Genomic DNA, 21828 nt, shown 5'->3' with positions numbered 1-21828 from the left:
ATGAGCGAGGGCGAGTGGATGGTCGAAGCGGGGGCTAGGCCGATAGCGGGGCGCTGACGACCCGGTTGCGTCCCTGCGCCTTGGCCCGATAGAGCGCCTCGTCGGCGGCCTGCATCAGGGGGGCGATCGCGAGTGGCCCTCGCGCGTGCTCCGCCAGGCCGATACTCACGGTCAACAGGCTGCCATCGTGATGGCGAAGCCTGGCGGCCTGGAGCTCGCGGCGCAGTTCTTCGGCGACCTCTCTCCCTCGCGCGGTATCGCAATTTGGCAGTAGCAGCACGAACTCTTCGCCGCCGTAGCGGGCGAAGAGGCCACCGGCGCGCTCCGCCACGGTCTGGCCCAGTTCGCCCATTCGGTTCAGGCAGGCGTCGCCGGCCAGGTGCCCCATCGTGTCGTTGATGCGCTTGAAGTGATCGAGGTCGCAGAGCATCACGCACAGCGGCCGGGTATCGTGATGAGCCCTGAGGGTTTCCATCAGCAGGCGTCGATTGGGCAGCTTGGTCAGCTCGTCATGGCGCGCAAGCCACTCGATCTCCTGCTGCAGCCGGCTTCGGGCCTCGCTCTCCCGGCGTAGCCGGGCATGTGAGTCATGCAGCAGGCGGTGCTGGACGGCCAGATGGCGATGCGCGTACAGCACTAGGAACAGCAGGTAGGCGAGCCCCAGGCCCGTCGCCAGGGTGACCGCCGGCAGCCGGGCGTGGGCCTCCAGCAGATGCTGCCGGGAGGGCTGAGTGGTCAGCTCTAGCGGCCGGCGGCCGATATCGATCTGGGCGGTGTGTGCCCAGTGGCGGTTGCCATCCTTGGCTCCCAGGATGGCCAGCGGGGTCGAGGCCTGGCGCAGCTCGAGCCGGGTCTTCTGTTCGTCGATGGGCGCCCTGAGGGTGTCGATCAGGGCCTGCAGGCTGAGCACCATGGCGCTGGCGCCGATGAAGCGGCCATCGGCGATGCGGGTGGGCAGGTAGTAGATGATGCCGTACTCCCCCTGCAGCAAGGGGATGACATCGGTGGCGGCCTCCCGATGCTCGACCAGGGCTTGGCGCTGGAGGCGGCGGCCGGCTGGCTGGCGTTCGGACAGTTTCATGCCGAGTATGCCCCGATTGGCCTCGCTCATGGGGTGCACATAACGGATGCGCGTGTCCGGCTCGATCAAGGCGATATTGACGAAGTAGCCGAAATCCCGCGACAGCGGCTCGGCCATCAGGGCCCAGGTGGCGGCATCTGGCGGTGTTTCGATCAGTCGCCAGCCGTTGACGAAGCGGCGCATGGCGGCGAGATGATCCGAGACCTCGCCGGAGAGCCGGTCCGCCAGTCGCTGGTTGTGCTCGAGGAAGAAACGATGCAGTCGGCGGTCCTCGTGGAGCTGGAGATGCTGAGAGAGCGCCAGGGCCATGCCGGCGAGCAGCAGGGAAGGCAGTAGCGGGCGAATCAGCAGACGGCGCTCCTCGGCGGGCAGGCCGATGAGGGGCAAGGCATGCGCCATCAGCAGGCAGCCCATGGCCGTCAGCGGGGCCGGGGCCGCCGCGTAGTCCAGCACCCAGCGGGTCGTCGGCGTGACGCCGAGGCCCAACTGCGCGAGCCATATCAGTAGCGCCAGGCAGAGCAGCATCGGGCTGCCCAAGGCGGTCCGCCGGCCGGTCAGCTGGGCGCCGCCGAGCAGGATCAGGCACAGGGTCGCCAGCAGCGGTGGGCGCCAGTCGATAAGGCTCGTGCCCGACACCAGGGCGTCGGCCGCCGCGTGCCAGTGCGCGGTGGGCATCCAGTATTCGGGCAGCAGATAGCTCGCGAGGCCGAGCGACAGGCCGGCAAGGGTCACCCCGGCGATGCCGCGGGCAAGCCTTGGCCGGCGAGCAAGCCAGGCCAGCTTGCCGAGGAGAAGGGCGGTGGTGGCCAACAGGCCGGGATCCCGGAGCTCGACGCTTCCCGACAGCCCGGCCACGGTCAGGGCGAGCAGTGCCAGGCCGCATAGCAGCCGAGCGGTGGGGGTGAGCAGGCGTGGCGTCATAGGATCGGGGGGATTTGATCGTACTGCGGGCTGTCGTCGCGCTCCTCGTCGTCATCGCGCTCGCTGAGCTGGAAGAACTGCTGCTGGCTGCGATCGACGTAGTTGAGGATCTCGTAGTAACGGCGGATGTTGCGCACATAGACCACCGGTTCGCCGCCGCGGGCGTAGCCATGACGGACCTTGCTGTACCAGGCTCGGTTCTGCAGCAGGGGCAACGCCTCGCGCACGTCCGGCCAGGCATAGGGATCGCCGCCGCGCATCTCGGCGATCTTCTGAGCGTCATAGAGGTGGCCGAGGCCGACATTGTAGGCGGCCAGCGCCATCCACAGTCGATCATCGCCCTGAATCTCTTCCTGCAGCCGGTCCATCGTCTTGCGCAGGTAGCGGGCACCGCCGTCGATGCTCTGGGCCGGGTCGAGGCGGTTGGCGACGTCCATCTCGGCGGCGGTGGCGTTGGTCAGCATCATCAGGCCCCGCACCCCGGTGGGGGAGGTGGCGCGGGGCTCCCAGTGCGACTCCTGATAGCCGAGCGCGGCCAGCAGCTTCCAGTCGAAGCCGGTCTCCCGGGCCGCCTCGCGAAACAGCTCGTCGTAGTCGTCGAGCTTCTCGTGGAGCTGGCGGATGAAGGTGCGGGCGCCGACGTATTCGAGATAGTCCTCGTGGCCGAAGTAGCGCTCGACCAGGCGCCCGAGGGTGCCGCTGCGGCGAAGCCTTGAGAGGAAGGCGTTGGCCTCGCGTTGCAGGCCGAGGCCATAGGCGGCGGGGAAGGCCCAGACCATGCTCAGGGGATCGCCGAGGGTGAGACCATCCTCCACGCCGGGGAAGAACAGCCGGTTGAGCTTGAACTGATGGCTGAAGATCACCGCGGCATCCAGTTCGCCCTCCTCGACCCGCTGCAGCAGGTCGGCGACCTCGAGCTCGGCGGCTTCCCGCCAGCCAAGCTCGGGGAGCGTCTTTTGGAGCGCGCGCAGCACGTCGCCGATGCCGGAGTCGCGAATGGTGGCGATCTTGAGTCCCACCAGGTCCTCGATCGTCTCCACCGGTGGCAGGCCACGCCGATAGACCACCTGCGGCTGCAGCTCGAGGATCGCGGTGCTGAAGTTGAGATCGGGGCTGCCCGGTGCCAGGGTCAGTGCCGCGGCACCCAGGTCGCCTGCGCCGCTGGCGACGGCCTCGCGCACCCCGGCGATGTCGCTCTTGGTCTCCATCGACAGGCTGACGCCCAGGTGATCGGCGAAGCGGCGCGCCAGCTCGTACTCGAAGCCGGTCGGCCCGCGTCGGCCCTCGTAGTAGCTGGTCGGCGTGTTGCGGCTGACCACGGCCAGGAAATCGCGCTCGCGGACTTCCTCCAGGTGGCGGTTCGGGGCCTGGCTCTGACGGTGGGGCAGCAGGGCCAGGGTCACGGCAACGCCCAGCGACAGGTACCAGCGATGGTAGTGCAGCAGATGTCGGGCGACGGCCTTGAGCATTAGCGGATTCTGTCGGCGGCAGGAGCGCTAACCTTAACGACCCTCAAGCGGGCTGTCACCTCGCGGATTTCGGTGGCGCGGGCTTTCCAGTATCATAGTGGCTCGTTGCCGCAGGCCGCGGCCACCATTTCATGCTTTGTCCCCGAGGCTCGAACGACATGCTCGAATTGCGAGGTGCGCCCGCCCTCTCTGATTTCCGTCATGCCAAGCTGATGGCCGCCCTGCGTACTCAGGTACCGGAGGTCGCTTCCCTCACGGCCGACTACGTCCATTTCATCGATCACGACGGCGACCTGTCCGCCGAGGAAACCGCGACCCTCGAGCGGCTGCTGGACTACGGGGCCGCGGCCCCGGCCGGTGCCCGCCAGGGGCATCTGTTCCTGGTGGTGCCGCGTATCGGCACCCAGTCGCCCTGGTCCTCCAAGGCCACCGATATTGTGCGCAACTGCGGCCTGGACAAGATCCAGCGCCTGGAGCGCGGTATCGCCTACCGGGTGCAGCTCGACGCTACCCTGTCCGAGGAGGCCTTCGAGGCCATCGTCGGCGTGCTCCACGACCGCATGACCGAGTCGGTGCTGACCAACGCCTCCGATGCGGCCAAGCTGTTCTCCCATCAGTCGCCGGCGCCGCTTGGCCAGGTCGATGTGCTGGGCAAGGGCCGCTTGGCCCTGGTCGAGGCCAACCAGGCCCTCGGCCTGGCACTCGCCGAGGACGAGATCGACTATCTGCTCGAGGCCTTCGAGGGCCTGGGACGCAACCCGGCCGACGTCGAGCTGATGATGTTCGCCCAAGCCAACTCCGAGCACTGCCGCCACAAGATCTTCAACGCCGACTGGGTGATCGATGGCGAGGCGCAGGAGCGCTCGCTGTTCAAGATGATCAAGAACACCCACCAGTGTTCGCCCACGGACACCCTCTCGGCCTACAGCGACAACGCCGCGGTGATCCGTGGCAGCGAGGCGGGACGCTTCTTCGCCGCGCCGCTGACCGGCAAGGCCGATGAGCGGGCCACCTACGCGAGCCATCAGGAACCGATCCAGATCCTGATGAAGGTCGAGACCCACAACCACCCGACCGCCATCGCTCCGCATCCCGGCGCGGCCACCGGCGCCGGCGGCGAGATTCGCGACGAGGGCGCCACCGGGCTCGGCGGCAAGCCCAAGGCCGGCCTGACGGGCTTCTCGGTCTCGAACCTGCGCATCCCCGAGTTCGTGCAGCCCTGGGAAGCCTTCGACTACGGCAAGCCCGAGCGCATCCAGTCGGCGCTTTCCATCATGCTCGAGGGCCCGATCGGCGGCGCCGCCTTCAACAACGAGTTCGGCCGCCCCAACCTCGCCGGCTACTTCCGTACCTACGAGCAGGACGCCCTGGGCGCCGGCGGCATCGAGCGCCGCGGCTACCACAAGCCGATCATGCTGGCCGGCGGTTACGGCAACGTCCGTGACGGCCACGTCGAGAAGGGCGAGATCCCCGTCGGCGCCAAGCTGATCGTGATGGGTGGCCCGGCGATGCTGATCGGCCTGGGCGGTGGCGCGGCTTCCTCGATGGCCTCCGGCAGCTCCAGCGAGGATCTCGATTTCGCCTCGGTGCAGCGCGACAACCCCGAGATCGAGCGCCGTTCCCAGGAGGTCATCGACCGCTGCTGGGCGCTGGGCGAGAACAACCCGATCTGCTTCATCCACGACGTCGGCGCCGGCGGCCTGTCCAATGCCCTGCCGGAGCTGGTCAAGGACGGCGAGCGCGGCGGCGTCTTCGAACTGCGCGCGGTGCCCAACGCCGAGCCGGGCATGAGCCCGCTGGAGATCTGGTGCAACGAGGCCCAGGAGCGCTATGTGCTGGCGGTACCGCCCGAGCAGCTCGCCACCTTCGAGGCGTTGTGTGCCCGCGAGCGTTGCCCCTTCGCGGTGGTCGGCGAGGCTACCGAGCCGCATCACCTCGAGGTGCGCGACGGCCACTTCGACACCAAGCCGGTCGATCTGCCGATGAGCGTGCTGTTCGGCAAGCCGCCCAAGATGCAGCGTGAGTTCAGCCGCGAAGACCGCGAGATGCCCGGCGTGGCGCTGGACAACCTGGACCTGCGCGAAGCGCTGGACCGGGTGCTGCGGCTGCCCACCGTGGCTTCCAAGAGCTTCCTGATCACCATCGGCGACCGCTCGATCACCGGTCAGGTCGCCCGCGACCAGATGGTCGGTCCCTGGCAGGTGCCGGTGGCGGACGTCGCCGTGACCACCGCGAGCTTCGACACCCACAAGGGTGAAGCCATGGCGATGGGCGAGCGGCCGCCGGTGGCGCTGATCGACCCGGCCGCCAGCGCCCGTCTGGCGGTGGCCGAGGCCATCACCAACCTGGCCGCGGCGCCGATCGAGAAGCTCTCCGACATCAAGCTGTCCGCCAACTGGATGAGCGCCGCCGACCACACCGGCGAGAACCAGGCGCTGTATGACGCCGTGCATGCGGTGGGCATGGAGCTGTGCCCGGCGCTGGGCATCGCCATCCCGGTGGGCAAGGACTCGATGTCCATGCGCACCGCCTGGCAGGACGAGGACGGCGAGGACAAGAGCGTCACCGCGCCGCTGTCGCTGGCCATCACCGGCTTCGCGCCGGTCACCGATGCGCTGGCCACCCTGACCCCGCAGATCAACCTGGAGCAGGACGAGTCCGATCTGATCCTGATCGACCTCGGCGGTGGCCACAATCGCCTCGGCGGCTCGGCGCTGGCTCAGGTCTATGGCCAGGTCGGCGATGCCTGCCCGGATGTCGACGACCCCGAAGACCTGAAGGCCTTCTTCGGCGTCATCCAGGGCCTGAATGCCGACGGTAAGCTGTTGGCCTATCACGACCGCAGCGACGGTGGCCTGATCACCACCCTGCTGGAGATGGCCTTCGCCGCCCACGCCGGCCTCGAGATCAAGCTCGACTGGCTGATCGACGAGCCGGGCGAGGCGGTGGACGCCCTGTTCGCGGAAGAGCTCGGCGCGGTGATCCAGGTCAACCGCCAGGACACCGAGGCGGTGCTCGCGCAGTTCGCCGCCGCCGGCATCGATACCTGCGGTGTCATCGCCCGCCCGCGCTACGACGACCAGGTCCGCGTGACGCTGTTCGAGGAGCCGCTGCTCGAGACCACCCGTCAGCTGACCCAGCGCACCTGGAGCGAGACCAGCTACCGGATGCAGGCGCTGCGCGACAACCCGGAGTGTGCCAAGAGCGAGTTCGACGGCCTGCTCGACGCCCGTGACCCGGGCCTGTCGGCGACTCCGAGCTTCGACGTCGACGAGGACATCACCGCGCCGTTCGTCAACCTGTCCCGGCCGCCGATGGCGATCCTGCGCGAGCAGGGCGTCAACGGCCACGTCGAGATGGCGGCGGCCTTCGATCGCGCCGGCTTCGAGGCGGTGGACGTGCACATGAGCGACATCCTCGCCGGCCGCGTCAGCCTCGATGAGTTCAAGGGGCTGGTCGCCTGCGGCGGCTTCTCCTACGGCGACGTGCTGGGTGCCGGCGGTGGCTGGGCCAAGTCGGTGCTGTTCAACGAGCGCGCCCGGGAGCAGTTCGCCACCTTCTTCGAGCGCGAGGACAGCTTCTCGCTCGGCGTGTGCAACGGCTGCCAGATGCTCTCCCAGCTCAAGGAGCTTATCCCCGGCGCCGAGAACTGGCCGCGCTTCGTGCGCAACGAGTCCGAGCAGTTCGAGGCGCGGGTGTCGATGGTGCAGGTCGAGAAGAGCCCCTCCATCCTGCTCGCCGGCATGGAAGGCTCGCGGCTGCCGATCGCCGTGGCCCACGGCGAGGGCCGCGCCGAGTTCCGCGACGCGGGCCACCTGCGCACCATGCAGGGCAGCGATCAGATCGCCCTGCGCTACGTCGACAACTACGGCCAGGTCACCAGCCGCTACCCGGCCAACCCCAACGGCTCCGCCTCGGGGATCACCGGCCTGACCACCCCGGACGGGCGCGTCACCATCATGATGCCGCACCCGGAGCGGGTGGCCCGCGCGGTGACCAACTCCTGGCGTCCGGCCGAGTGGACCCAGGACGGCGCCTGGCTGCGGCTGTTCCGCAATGCCCGCACCTGGCTGGGCTGAGCCCGGTCAGGGGTGCGCTGACGCGCCGAGCCGAAGGGTACGGCCAGTCAGGCTCGGCCTATAAGTTACAGTCAGTCAGGCACCGGCCCGACCTTTGCCAGAAAACGCCGCCCCGAGGGGCGGCGTTTTTTTGTATCGTCAACGGCCACGTCTACGTACGCCTACGACCATGCTCGCTGGCTCGCGGTTTCTCTACGTTGGGCCCGGCGCTAAGGTAGAATGCGCGCCATGACGCCAACCGCTCCCCCCGCGACATCACCCGCATCCGATGTGCCCACCCTGCGCCCCTACCAGCACGAGGCGGTGGCGCGAACCGTTGCCCATTTCCGTGGCAGCGACGATCCCGCCGTGGTGGTGCTGCCCACCGGCAGCGGCAAGTCGCTGGTGATCGCCGAGCTCGCCCGTATCGCCCGGGGCCGGGTGTTGGTGCTCGCCCACGTGCGCGAGCTGGTCGAGCAGAACCACGCCAAGTACGAGGCCTATGGCCTATCGGCAGACATCTTCAGTGCCGGGCTCAAGCGCAAGGAGGCATCGCGCCAGGTGGTGTTCGGCTCGGTGCAGTCTGTGATCAACGGCCTCGAGGCCTTCTCGGCCGGCGACTTCACCCTGGCGGTGATCGACGAGTGCCATCGGGTCTCGCTCGAGAAGGATGCCAGCTACCGGCGGGTGATTAGCGCCATGGCCGAGGCCAACCCGCGCCTCAAGGTGCTGGGCCTGACCGCCACCCCCTACCGGCTCGGGCAGGGCTTCATCTTCCATCGCCATCACCATGGCATGGTGCGCGGCGACGAGGACTGCTTCTTCAAGGACTGCGTCTTCGAGCAGCCGCTGCGGCTGATGGTGCGCCAGGGCTACCTGAGCGAGCCCCGGCGCATCGACGTGGCGATCGAGGGCTATGACTTCTCGGCGCTGGCGCCGGGCACCGGCGGCAGCTTCGATGAGCGGGAGATGAACGAGGTGGTCAAGGGCTCCCGGGCCACCCCCGGCATCGTCGCCGATGTCATGGCCCGCGCCGAGGACCGCCAGGGCGTGATGCTGTTCTGCTCGACCGTCGAGCACGCCGAGGAGGTGACGGGGCTGCTGCCCGGCGCCGAGACGGCGCTGATCACCGGCACCACGGCCTCGGAGGAGCGGGAGCGGCTGATCGCGGCCTTCAAGGCTCGCGCGCTCAAGTACCTGGTCAACGTCTCGGTGCTGACCACCGGCTTCGATGCGCCCCATGTGGATCTGATCGCCATCCTGCGCCCCACCGAGTCGGTGAGCCTCTATCAGCAGATCATCGGCCGCGGCCTGCGCCTGGCGCCGGGCAAACGCGATTGCCTGATCCTCGACTATGCCGGCAACCCCTGGGATATCTATGCCCCCGAGGTCGCCGCGCCCCGCCCGGCCGGCGACACCGAGCCGGTGCAGGTGGAATGCCCCGAGTGTGGCCACGCCAATCTGTTCTGGGGACGCATGGACGGCGAGCTGGTCATCGAGCACTTCGGCCGGCGCTGCCAAGGTCTGGTCGAGAACGATCAGGGAGAAAAGCGCCAATGTGATTTCCGCTATCGGGCCAAGGCCTGCCCCGAATGTGGCGAGGCCAACGACATTGCTGCGAGGCACTGCAACGCCTGCCGGGCGCGGCTGGTCGACCCGGACGACAAGCTGCGCGAGGCTCTCAAGCTGCGCGATGCCCGGGTGCTGCGGGTCAGCGCCATGCAGCTCGAGGCGGCGCGCAACGGCCGGGGCCTGGAGCGACTCAAGATCAGCTATTACGATGAAGACGGCACCGCGCTCGCCGAATGGTTCGCGCTGGAGACCCCGGCGCAGCGCCACGCCTTCAGGCATGCGTTCCTCGCCCGGCATCTGCGGGCCCCGGGGACCGACTGGCGGCCGACGAGCATCCAGGAGGTGCTCGAGGGTGAGGCACGGCTCAAGGCGCCCGATTTCGTGGTGGGGCGCAAGGTGGGCCGCTTCTGGCAGGTGCGTGACAAGCTCTTCGATTATCAGGGGCGCTACCGCAAGGCCGAGGCGGCAGGTCCCGATCGTTGATGTCGCCCTTGGTAGTGCGTTAGCGCCACCAAGGGCCATGATGAAAGCCCATAGCTGGCTTACGTCCAGGGCATGACTCTTGGTAGACTGCGCGACCTTGCTGGCCCCCGGGTCGGCCCCACGATGGCAGGAGAGCCCCCAGGGTGTGAGCGAGATGTCCGAGACGGCGCGTGCCGACGAGCCAGCTGCCGCCGCCGATCAGGCGGATATCCTCGCGCGGCTGTTCGACCAGCCGATCACCGAGCTGCCGGAGGATCTGTACATTCCTCCCGAGGCGCTCAGGGTCTTCCTCGAGACCTTCGAGGGCCCGTTGGACCTGCTGCTGTACCTGATCCGCCGCCAGAACCTGGATATCCTGGCCATCGATGTGGCCGCCATCACCCGTCAGTACATCGAGTACGTCGAGCTGATGAAGGCGATGCAGATCGAGCTTGCCGGGGAATACCTGCTGATGGCGGCGATGCTCGCCGAGATCAAGTCGCGTACCCTGCTGCCGCGCCCGCCCAAGGGCGACGACGAGGACGATGAGGGCGACCCCAGGGCCGAGCTGATCCGCCGCCTGCAGGAATACGAGCGCCTCAAGGAGGCCGCCGAGTCGCTGGGCGAGCTGCCTCGCGTCGGTCGCGACTGGTTTCCGGCCACCGCCGCGCTGCCCGATCTCGAGACGCGGGTGGTGCATCCGGACGTCGAGCTCGAGGAGCTCCTCGGCGCCCTGGCAGGCATCATGAAGCGCGCCGAGCTGACCCAGGAACACCACATCAGCCGCGAGGTGCTGTCGACCCGGGAGCGCATGCTCAGGATCATGGAGGCGCTTGACCATCAGCGCTACACCCCCTTCGAGGCGCTCTTTACCCTGGAAGAAGGCAAGGCCGGGGTGGTGGTGACCTTCATGGCGCTGCTCGAGCTCGCCAAGGAGGCGATGATCGAGATCGTGCAGAATGCGCCACTGTCGCCGATTCACGTCCGGGCGCGACTCGCCGAGCCGGAGCAGGCCTATCAGGCTGACGAGGGCGATGATGCACCAGAGGGTGCCGAGGCGGCGGGGGAGAGCCCCTTCGAGGCCGCCGATGACCCGAATGACCACTGATCCGAATGACCTGGGCGGCGCCCATCGCCGCTCACCGATGCCGAGCAGGAGTAAGCCCGCGCCATGAACGAGCGCCACCATCTCGATCAGATTCTCGAAGCGGCCCTGCTGGCCGCCGGCGAGCCGTTGTCGACGGAGCGCCTGGAGAGCCTGTTCGATGAGCACGAGCGGCCACCGCGCCGCGACCTGCGGGCGGCGCTGACCCGGCTCGGCGAGCGTCTCGAGAGCGGTGCCCTGGAGCTGATCGAGACCGCCTCGGGCTTCCAGGTACGCATTCGACAGCGCCTGTCGCCCTGGGTGTCGCGACTGTGGGACGAGCGTCCCCAGCGCTATTCCCGGGCGCTGCTGGAAACCCTGGCGCTGATTGCCTATCGTCAGCCGGTGACCCGCGGCGATATCGAGGAGGTGCGCGGGGTGGCGGTCTCCAGCTCGATCATGCGTACCCTGACCGAGCGGGGCTGGATCCGGGTGGTCGGGCAGCGGGACGTGCCTGGGCGGCCGTCGGTGTATGCCACGACCCGCGCCTTCCTGGATGACTTCGGCCTCAAGACCCTGGATGGTCTGCCGCCGATGCACGAGCTGAAGGACTTCGAGGCGCGGCTGGGCGAGCTCGAGCGCGCCGCCGGTGCCCAGAGCGAGACGGCCCCGAAGGCCTCCTCGCCTGACGATGACGAGGCCGGGTCGCCAGAGTCGGAGGATGCAAGCGCGGACGGCGACGAGGGTTCGGGCGTCGCCGCGTCGGCAGAAGCCCAGGAGCCGGAACAGGATTCGGGGGCCGAGGCCTCCAATGCGGACGCCACGGCGTCCGACGACGAACACGCGACGGTCGGGATGGCCGACGCGGACCCACACGCCGGGAAGGCGTCCACGCAGGCCGGGCTCAGCTTCGCCGATCTCGAAGCACGCCTGGCCGACCGTGCCCGCCAAGTGTCGACCGTCGACGACGACGGCCGCGCGGGAACGGATCACTCATCTGACGAGACACCCTCAGAGTCATGAACACCACAAGCGAAAAACTGCAGAAAGTGCTGGCCCGTGCCGGCTTCGGCTCGCGCCGCGAGATGGAAACCGCCATCAGTGCCGGGCGCGTCAAGGTCAACGGCCAGGTGGCGAGCCTCGGCGATCGCATCGAGCCCCGGGATCGGGTCAGCCTCGACGACCGGCCGGTCAATCTCAAGACCGCCGCCGAGAGCACCCGGCGGGTGATCATGTACAACAAGCCCGAGGGCGAGCTGTGCACCCGCAAGGACCCGGAGGGTCGTCGCACCGTCTTCGAGCGCCTGCCGCGTCTCAAGGGCGAACGCTGGGTGGCCGTCGGCCGCCTGGACATCAACACCAGCGGCCTTCTGCTGTTCACCACCGATGGCGAGCTGGCCAATCGCCTGATGCATCCCTCCACCGAGATCGAGCGTGAGTACGCGGTGCGCGTGATGGGCGAGGTCACCCAGGCCAACGTCAAGGCGATGGTCGAGGGCGTGATGCTCGACGATGGCCCCGCCCACTTCACCGACGTGCAGGAGTTCGGCGGCGAAGGCATCAACACCTGGTTCCATGTGGTGATCATGGAAGGCCGTAACCGTGAGGTACGCCGCCTGTGGGAATCCCAGGGGCTGACCGTGAGCCGCCTCAAGCGGGTGCGCTACGGCAATATCTTCCTCGACAAGCGGGCCAAGGCCGGCGAGTGGACCGAGCTGACCCAGGCCGAGGTCGATGATCTGTCGACCCTGGCCGGCCTCGAATCTCGCAAGGTGCCGGAGCTGACCCCGGACGAGAAGAACCGCTGGAGTCGCGACAAGCGCAAGCGTCGCCCGGTGCAGGGCATGCGCAAGCCGGGCGGACAGCGCAAGCGCTGAAAAATTGCCTGAAAAGGCTTGCCAAGACAGGGTCATACGAGTAACCTATGCGCCCTGTCGAGCGGGTCGTTAGCTCAGTTGGTAGAGCAGTTGGCTTTTAACCAATTGGTCGTAGGTTCGAATCCTACACGACCCACCATCTCGACGGCCCGGCGGCGGGTCGTTAGCTCAGTTGGTAGAGCAGTTGGCTTTTAACCAATTGGTCGTAGGTTCGAATCCTACACGACCCACCATCACCGCCGCTGCATGTCCCCGTTCGGGATATGACTGCGGGTCGTTAGCTCAGTTGGTAGAGCAGTTGGCTTTTAACCAATTGGTCGTAGGTTCGAATCCTACACGACCCACCAGATTACGACGAAGCGCCCCGATCTCCCCGAGATCGGGGCGTTTTGTTATGCAGGGTCCGCCGATGCGCCGCTTTCCGCCGTCCCGGTCCCAGTCACCGCTTGACCCTGGGATGTATGAGCGACGACAGTCGCCGTCTTTCGGGCTAGAATGACGTATTGGGCAGGCCGTGCGGGAGACGCACCGTCCATGCCCTCTGGAGTCTCGGTGCCTGTTGTGAACAAGCCTGCCGAGGCATCTGGTGCCATGCAGGGGGAGCCCCTGCCAGTCACAGTGGTAGACACGATGACGATCATGACCTCCCGAGCCGAGGTGCGCGAGCATCTGGCCCGAGCGTACTGCCCGACGCGGATTCCCGCCGAGGACGAAGTGCGTATCGATGAAATCAAGCGCCTGCTGCACGAGCGAAATGCCGTGCTGGTCGCCCATTACTACACCGACGACGCCATCCAGCAACTCGCCGAGGAAACCGGTGGCTGCGTGGCCGATTCCCTGGAGATGGCCCGCTTCGGCGCCCGCCACGAGGCCTCGACCCTGGTGGTGGCCGGCGTGCGCTTCATGGGCGAGACCGCCAAGATCCTCTCTCCGGAAAAGCGCGTGCTGATGCCGACCCTGGAGGCGACCTGCTCGCTGGACCTGGGCTGCCCGGCCGACGAGTTTGCGGCGTTCTGTGATGCTCACCCCGACCGCACCGTGGTGGTCTATGCCAACACCTCGGCGGCGGTGAAGGCGCGCGCCGACTGGGTGGTGACCTCCTCGATCGCCGTCGATGTCATCGAGCACCTCAAGGCCCGCGGCGAGAAGATCCTGTGGGCCCCGGACAAGCATCTGGGCGGTTACATCCAAAAGCAGACCGGTGCCGACATGCTGCTCTGGGACGGTGCCTGCATCGTTCACGAGGAGTTCAAGGCCAAGGGCATCGAGGATCTGAAGGCGCTCTATCCGGAGGCCGCGGTGCTGGTGCACCCGGAGTCCCCGGCGTCTGTGGTCGAGCTGGCCGACGTGGCGGGTTCCACCTCGCAGCTCATCAAGGCCGCCAGGGAGCTGCCCCAGGACAAGCTGATCGTGGCCACCGACCGCGGCATCTTCTTCAAGATGCAGCAGGCGGTGCCGGAGAAGACCCTGTTCGAGGCCCCTACCGCCGGGCGCGGCGCGACCTGCAAGAGTTGCGCTCACTGTCCGTGGATGGCCATGAACGCTCTGGACAACCTGGCCGGTGCCCTGCGCGAGCAGAGCGGCGAGATTCTGGTCGATGATGCCCTGCGCGAGAAGGCGCTGAGGCCCCTGGAGCGGATGCTCAACTTCAACGCCTGAGCCATGCCTCCATCGAAAAACCCGCGACACCGTCGCGGGTTTTTTCTCGGCTATGTCCCCGTTACGTGTTGGAAAGCTATCCTGTTAGTAGATGCCTTGAAGAGGTACCTGCTCATGGATGCTCACGCCTTCCAGCACTGGCTTGGTCAGCTGACCCAACTCAACACCAGGCAAAAGCACCTTCTTCGGTGTCAGCTTCAAAAGCGACCCCAGCAAGACGCACTCCTCGATACCTTGCCAGCGCACCGGGCCTGCCCACACTGTGCAGCCAATGCCGCGTCGTTAGCTCCGTGGGGCTGGAGCCGCGGGTTGCGCCGCTACCGGTGCCGGGAGTGCCATCGTACCTGCAATGCCTTGACGGCCACGCCACTGGCGCGCCTTCGTCATGCCGAGTGCTGGCTGGACTATTCCCAGGCCCTGATCGAAGGGCACACGGTAAGAGAGGCCGCGCGCCGCTGTGGGATAAGCAAGAATACGGCCTTCCGATGGCGACATCGTTTTCTGACACGGGTCGCTGAGCATAGCGACACACGCGAAGCCGGCATCGTCGAGGCGGACGAAACCTTCTTCCTGGAATCCTTCAAAGGCCAGCGTCATCTGCCACGCCCCTCGCGTAAGCGAGGGGGTGTCGGGGCGACAAGAGGCATTGGACCGGACCAGATTCCAGTCATGGTGGTGCGCGACCGAGCAGGCCACACGGCCGATTTCCAGCTGGAAAAACTCGACGCGCGGCATGTGCGGGAGGCGCTAACGCCCCTGGTCGATCGCGAATCCGTGTTGTGCACCGACGGTGCCAGTGTATATGCGGCCTTTGCCAGAGAGTGCGGTATCACCCATCGGGTGGTGCATGCCAAGCTCGGGCAGCGAGTCCAGGCGGGCGCTTTTCATATCCAGAACGTGAATGCCTACCACAGCCGATTGAAGCGCTGGATCGCCCGGTTTCATGGCGTCGCCACCAAGTATCTCGTCAACTATCTCGGCTGGCGGCGCCTGCTGGAGCGCTATGCAACGGCGATACAGCCTGTTCACTGTCTTCAGGAAGCGGTCGGGCGTCCCGTGCAACACGTAACGGGGACATAGCCTTTTTCTCGGCCGAATGAAGCCGGGGGAGGCGCTCCGGTGGCGAGCCATCGCTGGTCGTGTGGGCCTGCCGTGCAGCCGCAGGGGCTCGCTGGAGGAGGGCTACTGGAACTCCTTCATGGCCTCGCGATACGTCTCGAAGGCCTCGCGACGCTCGCTGATACGTCCACCGATGCCGATCTCGCCTTCCTGCTTGGCCAGCTCCTCGGCGATGTCCAGTTGGCGGATTCCCTGGGTGATGCGCCCGGTCAGCTGGAGCTGTTCGGCGCGGGCCAGGTGGCTCCAGGCCGCGCGCTGACTGCGTCCGGCGGCCTCGGCGAGCAGGGTGAATACCTGCGGGTCCTCCGGGTGCGCCTCGGCGAGATCGCGAAGCGCTTCGAAAGCGGCCCGGGCATCCTGTTGCAGCAGGGCCTCGGCCTCGATCAGTCGCGCCGGCAGGTAGTCCGGCATCAGGCGCAGCAGGTGTTGGCTGCGCCTGAGCGCCTCGCCGTGCCGGCCGGCGTCCAGGGCCAGTTCGGCGGCGCTGGTCGGGATCAGCGGCAGATCCGGCCACTCCCGGGTCAGGGTGTCGAGGGTCGCGAGGGCGCCGGCGAGATCGCCTCCGCGGGCGCGGATCAGGGCCGCCAGATAGCGCTCGGCCGCCGGAGCGGCGTCGCCCTGGGCGAGCAGGCTGGCGGCCTGGGGCGGTGCGTCCCGGTGAATCGTCAGCAGGGCACGGGCCCGTACCATGTCATACAGGGGCCCCGGGTCGCGCAGCTCGCCGGCGCCCAGGCCCGCGGCTCGAGCCTGGGCGTCGCTGATGCGCGATTCGGTGACGGGGTGAGTGAGCAGGAATTCCGGCGGGTTGCCGCCTTGCAGGGCGGACTGGCGCTGCATGGCTCGAAACATCTCCACCATCGCCTGGGGATCGTAGCCGGCGTCTCGCAGCACCTGGAGGCCCTGGCGATCCGCTTCCTGCTCGAAGCGCCGGGAGTAGGCCAGCTGATCCTGGATGAAGGCGGCCTGGGAACCCATGGCGGCGGCGATGCCGGCGTCGCCGCCGCCACCGGCGGCGATCAGCATGCCGGCCAGCATCGCGGCCATGGTCGGCAGCTGGGTCTCCTCGACTCGGGCCTGCTGACGGGCGTAGTGGCGCAGCGAGAGGTGGCCCAGTTCATGGGCCAGCACCGAGGCCAGGGCGGCCTCATCCTCCGCGAAGGCGAACAGGCCGGCGTTGACGCCGATCACGCCGCCGGGCACCGCAAAGGCATTGAGCAACCGGCTGTCGACCAGGGTGACCAGCGGCCGGCCGCCCTGGAAGCCGCTGTCGGGCAGCAGCCTTGCGATCAGGGCATCGACGTAGTCGCGGCTGATCGGGTCCTGCCACAGTGGCGCCCGGGCACGGAACTGCCGGAGCCAGGTCCGACCCAGGCGGTATTCTTCGCTCGGGTTGACGCCGCTGGTGGCCGATCCCAGTTGTGGCAGATCGAACGCCATGGCTGGGGCCGGCGTCGTGATCAGGGCGCCGGCAAGGATCAGTGCGGTGGTGGCGTGTCGCCAGGCCTTCCGGGGTAATGGCATGATGTTCCTTGTGCGTGGGCGCTCGGGTGAGGCGTGCCTCCTTCTCCGACCGCCGCCGATCCGCTAAAGTGCCGTGTACTGAGGGCCGTCGGGCGGCCCGACCTTCATTCCCATTGTTTCGGGAGACGGCATGACCTTGCAAGCAGACGATGTACTCGACGCCCGTGACCTGCCCTGCCCGCTGCCGCTGCTCAAGGCCAAGCAGGCGCTGTCGCGGCTGACGGCGGGGCAGGTGCTCGAGGTGCTCGCGACCGATGCCGGTTCCTGGCGGGACTTCGAGTCCTTTGTTGCTCAGAGCGCCCACGAGATGCCCGCCCGGGAAGCCCGCGGCGAGGTCTATCATTACTGGCTGCGCAAGGGCGACCGGGAGCGCTCGGCATGACGCTGAAGACGCTGTTCTCGGGCTGGCTCGAACGTTACTTCTCCGACGAGGAAGCGGTGATCCTGCTGATGCTGCTGATCGTCGGCACCGCCGCGGTGGTGTGGCTGGGCGGCATGCTGGCGCCCTTCCTTACCTCGCTGGTGATCGCCTTCCTGCTGCAGGGGGCGGTGAACTGGCTGACCCGGCGCCATGTACCGGGCTTCATGGCGGTGCTGGTGGTGTTCGTGGGCTTCCTTGGCATCCTGCTGGCGATGGCGCTGGTGGTCATGCCGCTGATCTGGAATCAGCTGGTCAGCCTGGTGCAGGAGATCCCGCGCATGTTCGCCAGCGGGCAGCGCTTCCTCGACGAGCTGCAGCTGCGCTACCCCAACCTGGTCACCCCGGACCAGATCCAGGCCTGGATCGACGCCGCCGGCCGCGAGCTGACCCAGGTCGGCCAGCGGGCCCTGACCCTGTCATTGGCCTCGCTGGGCAACCTGATGGATCTGATCATCTACCTGGTGCTGGTGCCGATACTCGTGTTCTTCATGCTCAAGGACCGGGAGCGGCTGGTCGGCTTCACCCTGTGGCTGATGCCCCGCAAGCGTGATCTGATGACTCGCATCTGGCACGAGATGGATGCCCAGATCGCCAACTATGTGCGCGGCAAGTTCATCGAGATCGTGATCGTCGGCAGCGCCGGCTTCCTGACCTTCGCCTATTTCGGCCTGCCTTACTCGGCGCTGCTGGGCATGCTGGTGGGGTTGTCGGTGCTGATCCCCTTCATCGGCGCCGCCGTGGCGACCCTGCCGGTGGCGGCGGTCGCGGGCTTCCACTTCGGGATCGGTGATCAGTTCCTGTACGTGATCCTCGCCTACGGCGTGCTGCAGGCCCTGGACGGCAACGTGCTGGTGCCGATCCTGTTCTCCGAGGCGGTCAACCTGCACCCCGTATCGATCATCCTGGCGGTGCTGTTCTTCGGCGGCATCTGGGGGTTCTGGGGGATCTTCTTCGCGATTCCGCTGGCGACCCTGCTCAAGGCGCTGGTCTATGCCTGGCCGCGGGGCATCAAGGAACACGTCGAGCAGCCGCTGAGCGGTGAGCTGCCCGAGCCGTGAGGACAGCCCGCCAGGGCTTCCCGCCGCCCCTGAGAGGCGGCGGGGGCTTCGAAGGAAGTGGCGGGGGCTTTCCAGGGTTTAGCCTGCGTGCAGGGCCTTTGCCGCCTCGAGTACCTCCTCGACATGGCCCTTGACCTTGACGCCCCGCCATTCCCGGGCGAGCTTGCCCTCGGCATCGATCAGGAAGGTGCTGCGCTCGATCCCCAGGTGCTCCTTGCCGTAGAGCTTCTTCAGCTTGATCACGTCGAACAGCCGGCAGACCGTCTCGTCCTTGTCGGAGATCAGCTCGAAGTTGAAGGCCTGCTTGGCCTTGAAGTTCTCCTGGGCGCGAATGCCGTCCCGGGAGACCCCGAGGATCACGGTGTTGGCGGCGTCGAAGGCGTCCTTGCGATCACGAAAGTCGCCGCCCTCGGTGGTGCAGCCCGGGGTGCTGGCCTTGGGGTAGAAGTAGACCACCACCTGCCTGCCCTTCAGTTCGGACAGGGTCACGGTGGTGTCGCCGGTGGCGGTGGCGGTGAAGTCGGGCACGGGCTGGCCGAGGCTTAGGCTCATGAGGGGCTCCTTGAGTGGTGTCGTGGATCCGGCGGGGCCGGACGGGCGGCGCCGGTCACTGGCGTGGCCGCGCCCATAACTTGTGCAAGGATTACACGCCAGCGTGGCGGCGCTGTAAAGGCGTGTCGAAGGCGAGGCGGCCGGGGGCAAAGTCCTTGCGCTGGGTTCTGTACAGGCTCTGGCGGCCTGAGTACCATCTAACCCCTGGCTCCATTTCCCGGTAGACCCATCAGCGCCATCATCTGCGGCGGCTGATGCTCAGGCGTTTGTAGAGGAAAGAAGATGATCACAGGCAGTATCGTCGCCCTGGCGACGCCGATGAAGGCCAACGGAGAGATCGACTGGGAGGCGCTGCGTCGCCTGGTGACCTTCCATCTCGACAACGGCACCGATGCCATCGTCGCCGCCGGCACCACCGGCGAGCCGACCACCATGTCCTTCGCCGAGCATTTCGATGTCATTCGTACCGTGGTGGAAGAGGTCGGCGGCCGTATCCCGGTCATCGCCGGTACCGGCTCGAACAACACCACCGAGGCGGTGGAGCTGACTCGCTACGCCAAGGAGGTCGGTGCCGACTACTGCCTGACGGTGGCGCCCTACTACAACAAGCCGACCCAGGAAGGGCTGTACCAGCACTTCAAGGCCATCGCCGAGGCCAGCGACCTGCCGGTGATCCTCTACAACGTGCCCGGCCGCACCTGCTCGGACATCTACAATGAGACGGTGGTGCGTCTGGCCGAGGTCGATAACATCGTCGGCCTCAAGGACGCCACCGGCAACCTGGAGCGCGCCGAGGATCTGATCGAGCGCCTCAAGGGCACGGGCTTCATGCTCTATTCCGGCGACGACGCCACTGCCTGTGATTTCATGCTGATGGGCGGCCACGGCGACATCTCGGTGACGGCCAACGTGGTGCCCAAGGCGATGCACGAGCTGTGTGCCGCTGCGGTGGCTGGCGATGCGGACAAGGCGCATCAGATCAACACCCGACTGATGCCGCTGCACACCCAGCTCGGCATCGAGGCCAACCCGATTCCGGTCAAGTGGGCTCTCCATCATATGGGCTATGCCGAGCAGGGCATCCGTCTGCCGCTGACCTGGCTGTCCGAGAAATACCATTCCACGGTCGGCGAGGCGCTGCAGCTGGCCGGTGCCAGCGACGACTGAACGCGCTTTCGCTGACTGACAACCAAGGTGGATGCATGAGAGCTGCCACGAACTGGATGCCGCTGGTGGCGGCCGTTGCTCTGGCAACGGCCGGCTGCACCAGTGGCGGCTATTACGACGACCGCAGTGACGCCTATGTCGAGGCCGAGAGCATCACGCCCCTGACGCTGCCGGCCGACAGCGAACTCCGCGACGGCCGCGCCGCGATGCCGGTGCCCCAGGCCAACCGGCCCTTCCGCCAGAGGGATGACGACTTCACCGCGCCCAGGCCCCTGCCGGCGGTGCGCGACTATATCGAGCGTCGCCGCATGGGCGAGGCGAGCTGGCTGGTGGTCAACGAGCCGCCCGCCCAGGTCTGGCCTCGGATCGTCGAGTTCGGCGAGCGCCAGCGGCTGAGCGTCAGGGAGCGCGACGACCAGGCGCGCCGGCTGACCACGCCCGAGGGCGTGATCGCGGTGCGTGAAGGCCTGGGGGCCACCAGCGAAGTGCGCTGCGAGCAGGACGGGTCGGCCCTCGACGATTGCCTGGATGCTCTGGCCGGCTACCTGAGCGCCCGCGGTCAGACCGCCATGGCCTCGAACCTGTCCCGTCAGGAGACGGTGGGCGCGGCAGCGGCGCGCCTGGTCGGCAGTGCCGGCGAGCGTGCGCTGCTGATCGATGCCGCCCCCGATCAGGCCTGGGCGGAGCTCAGCCACCTGTTCGAGCGGGACTTCGACCGGCCCGAGCAGGAGCTCCTGGATCAGGACGCCGGCGCCGGTTCCTTCCTGGTCGCCTACCTGCCGCTGGCCGAGCGCCATGCCGGGATCCTCGGTCGGCTGTTCGGCGACCAGACGCCGCGACGGGCGCGACTCAGCGTGGTGCCGGCGGCCGAGGGCCAGGCGCGCCTCACGGTCGAGAGTGCCGGTGAGCCTTCGCTGGACGATGCCGGCGAGCGTGACCTGCTGGGCCGGCTGGCCTCGCTGTTGCGCTGATGCCACCGGCATCACGCGCCCTGCACTTCGCGTCGCTGGGCAGCGGCAGCAAGGGCAATGCCACCCTGGTCAGCGACGGCGAGACCCACCTGCTCATCGACTGCGGCTTCGGCCTGGCCGAGACCGAGCGGCGGCTCGCCCGGCTGGGCCTGCATCCCAGGCAGGTCGCGGCGGTGCTGGTGACCCACGAGCACGGCGATCATATCGGTGGCGTCGGGCCCCTGGCGCGACGCTACGGCATGCCGGTCTACCTGACCCCGGGCACCTGGCTGTCCGGGCGCCTCAAGCAGGTGCCGCGCCACGAGTGGATCACGCCCCAGGCGGCCTTCGCCGTCGGCGGGATCGAGGTCATGCCGGTGACCGTACCCCACGATGCCCGGGAACCGGTACAATTCCACCTCAGCGCCCACGGGCGGCGGTTGGGCGTGGTGACCGATCTGGGCCATCCCAGTGCCCATGTGATCCGGGCCTTCGTGGGGTGCGATGCGCTGATCCTCGAGTGCAATCACGATCGGCAGCTGCTGGCCGATGGCCCCTACCCGCCGCGTCTCAAGCGCCGTGTCGGCGGTGATTGGGGGCACCTGGCCAACCCGCAGGCGGCGACGCTGCTGGCGGGGGTCGGGCTCGACCGGCTGCAGTGCATCGTCTGTTCGCACCTGTCCGAACACAACAACCGCCCCGAGCTTGCCCTGGAGGCCTTGGTGCCGCTGCTCGATGGCGATGAATCACGGCTGGTGGTGGCCGCCCAGGACCAGGGCCTGGATTGGCAGACCATCCGCTAGTATTCGTTCATGGCACCGTTTCACCATCCCTGTTTGCAGCCCCTTCAAGCCACC

16 protein-coding genes and 3 tRNA genes are annotated in these 21828 nt (G+C 67.6%); 15 read left to right on the top strand and 4 right to left on the bottom strand.

What is annotated here, in order from left to right; all coding sequences use genetic code 11:
• Nucleotides 1–34 precede the first annotated feature (34 nt).
• Nucleotides 35–2002, bottom strand: a complete 1968-nt coding sequence (locus tag IEJ03_RS13350; protein WP_192035313.1) for a diguanylate cyclase — start codon at nucleotides 2000–2002, stop codon at nucleotides 35–37.
• Nucleotides 1999–3471 (bottom strand): membrane-bound lytic murein transglycosylase MltF, encoded by a 1473-nt coding sequence (mltF, locus tag IEJ03_RS13345; RefSeq protein ID WP_192035312.1) that lies wholly within the window; start codon nucleotides 3469–3471, stop codon nucleotides 1999–2001. The genes IEJ03_RS13350 and mltF overlap by 4 nt, the downstream gene beginning before the upstream one ends.
• A gap of 158 nt (nucleotides 3472–3629) precedes the next feature.
• Here mltF and purL point away from each other — a divergent pair, with 158 nt between their 5' ends.
• The 10 genes from purL to IEJ03_RS13295 all read left to right on the top strand — a co-directional run bounded on the left by purL (nucleotide 3630) and on the right by IEJ03_RS13295 (nucleotide 15263).
• Entirely contained in the window at nucleotides 3630–7550 is a 3921-nt protein-coding gene (gene purL / locus IEJ03_RS13340) for a phosphoribosylformylglycinamidine synthase (RefSeq protein ID WP_192035311.1), read from the top strand.
• Nucleotides 7551–7778: 228 nt separating this feature from the next.
• Nucleotides 7779–9584 (top strand): DEAD/DEAH box helicase, encoded by a 1806-nt coding sequence (locus IEJ03_RS13335; RefSeq protein WP_192035310.1) that lies wholly within the window; start codon nucleotides 7779–7781, stop codon nucleotides 9582–9584.
• Nucleotides 9585–9738: 154 nt separating this feature from the next.
• Entirely contained in the window at nucleotides 9739–10671 is a 933-nt protein-coding gene (locus IEJ03_RS13330; protein ID WP_192037323.1) for a ScpA family protein, read from the top strand.
• A 63-nt stretch (nucleotides 10672–10734) separates the two neighbouring features.
• Nucleotides 10735–11670 (top strand): SMC-Scp complex subunit ScpB, encoded by a 936-nt coding sequence (gene scpB, locus IEJ03_RS13325; RefSeq protein WP_192035309.1) that lies wholly within the window; start codon nucleotides 10735–10737, stop codon nucleotides 11668–11670.
• On the top strand, nucleotides 11667–12524 hold the full coding sequence (gene rluB / locus IEJ03_RS13320) for a 23S rRNA pseudouridine(2605) synthase RluB (RefSeq protein ID WP_192035308.1): 858 nt from the start codon (nucleotides 11667–11669) through the stop codon (nucleotides 12522–12524). The genes scpB and rluB overlap by 4 nt, the downstream gene beginning before the upstream one ends.
• A 63-nt stretch (nucleotides 12525–12587) precedes the next feature.
• Nucleotides 12588–12663, top strand: a tRNA-Lys gene (locus tag IEJ03_RS13315).
• 18 nt (nucleotides 12664–12681) lie between these two features.
• Nucleotides 12682–12757, top strand: a tRNA-Lys gene (locus IEJ03_RS13310).
• Nucleotides 12758–12795: 38 nt separating this feature from the next.
• A tRNA-Lys gene (locus tag IEJ03_RS13305) sits at nucleotides 12796–12871 on the top strand.
• A 283-nt stretch (nucleotides 12872–13154) separates the two neighbouring features.
• Entirely contained in the window at nucleotides 13155–14183 is a 1029-nt protein-coding gene (gene nadA / locus IEJ03_RS13300) for a quinolinate synthase NadA (RefSeq protein WP_192035307.1), read from the top strand.
• 114 nt (nucleotides 14184–14297) lie between these two features.
• On the top strand, nucleotides 14298–15263 hold the full coding sequence (locus IEJ03_RS13295; RefSeq protein WP_192035306.1) for an IS1595 family transposase: 966 nt from the start codon (nucleotides 14298–14300) through the stop codon (nucleotides 15261–15263).
• A gap of 102 nt (nucleotides 15264–15365) precedes the next feature.
• Here the strand turns inward: IEJ03_RS13295 and IEJ03_RS13290 are convergent, their stop codons facing one another.
• Entirely contained in the window at nucleotides 15366–16823 is a 1458-nt protein-coding gene (locus IEJ03_RS13290) for a M48 family metalloprotease (protein ID WP_192035305.1), read from the bottom strand.
• 130 nt (nucleotides 16824–16953) lie between these two features.
• Between IEJ03_RS13290 and IEJ03_RS13285 the strand changes: the two genes are divergently transcribed.
• Nucleotides 16954–17205, top strand: coding sequence for a sulfurtransferase TusA family protein (locus IEJ03_RS13285; RefSeq protein WP_192035304.1), 252 nt, complete (start codon nucleotides 16954–16956; stop codon nucleotides 17203–17205).
• The gene (locus IEJ03_RS13280) at nucleotides 17202–18302 is read left to right on the top strand and encodes an AI-2E family transporter (protein ID WP_192035303.1); all 1101 of its coding nucleotides are present in this window, start codon (nucleotides 17202–17204) and stop codon (nucleotides 18300–18302) included. Before IEJ03_RS13285 ends, IEJ03_RS13280 begins: the two co-directional genes overlap by 4 nt.
• Before the next feature lie 78 nt (nucleotides 18303–18380).
• Here the strand turns inward: IEJ03_RS13280 and IEJ03_RS13275 are convergent, their stop codons facing one another.
• A complete protein-coding gene (locus tag IEJ03_RS13275) occupies nucleotides 18381–18854 on the bottom strand; it encodes a peroxiredoxin (RefSeq protein ID WP_192035302.1) in 474 nt (157 codons plus the stop codon).
• Nucleotides 18855–19136: 282 nt separating this feature from the next.
• Here IEJ03_RS13275 and dapA point away from each other — a divergent pair, with 282 nt between their 5' ends.
• Genes dapA through IEJ03_RS13260 form a run of 3 tightly spaced genes read left to right on the top strand, consistent with a single transcriptional unit; the run spans nucleotide 19137 to nucleotide 21774 of the window.
• The gene (gene dapA, locus IEJ03_RS13270) at nucleotides 19137–20021 is read left to right on the top strand and encodes a 4-hydroxy-tetrahydrodipicolinate synthase (RefSeq protein WP_192035301.1); all 885 of its coding nucleotides are present in this window, start codon (nucleotides 19137–19139) and stop codon (nucleotides 20019–20021) included.
• A 35-nt stretch (nucleotides 20022–20056) separates the two neighbouring features.
• On the top strand, nucleotides 20057–20992 hold the full coding sequence (locus IEJ03_RS13265) for a lipoprotein-34 (RefSeq protein ID WP_192035300.1): 936 nt from the start codon (nucleotides 20057–20059) through the stop codon (nucleotides 20990–20992).
• Nucleotides 20992–21774, top strand: a complete 783-nt coding sequence (locus IEJ03_RS13260; RefSeq protein WP_192035299.1) for an MBL fold metallo-hydrolase — start codon at nucleotides 20992–20994, stop codon at nucleotides 21772–21774. The genes IEJ03_RS13265 and IEJ03_RS13260 overlap by 1 nt, the downstream gene beginning before the upstream one ends.
• Nucleotides 21775–21828 lie beyond the last annotated feature (54 nt).

The sequence above is a fragment of the Halomonas sp. YLGW01 genome, from assembly GCF_014840935.1.
Lineage (GTDB): Bacteria > Pseudomonadota > Gammaproteobacteria > Pseudomonadales > Halomonadaceae > Onishia.
The sequence above is the reverse complement of the archived record's forward strand: the minus strand, read 5'-3'. Positions and strand labels throughout refer to the sequence as shown.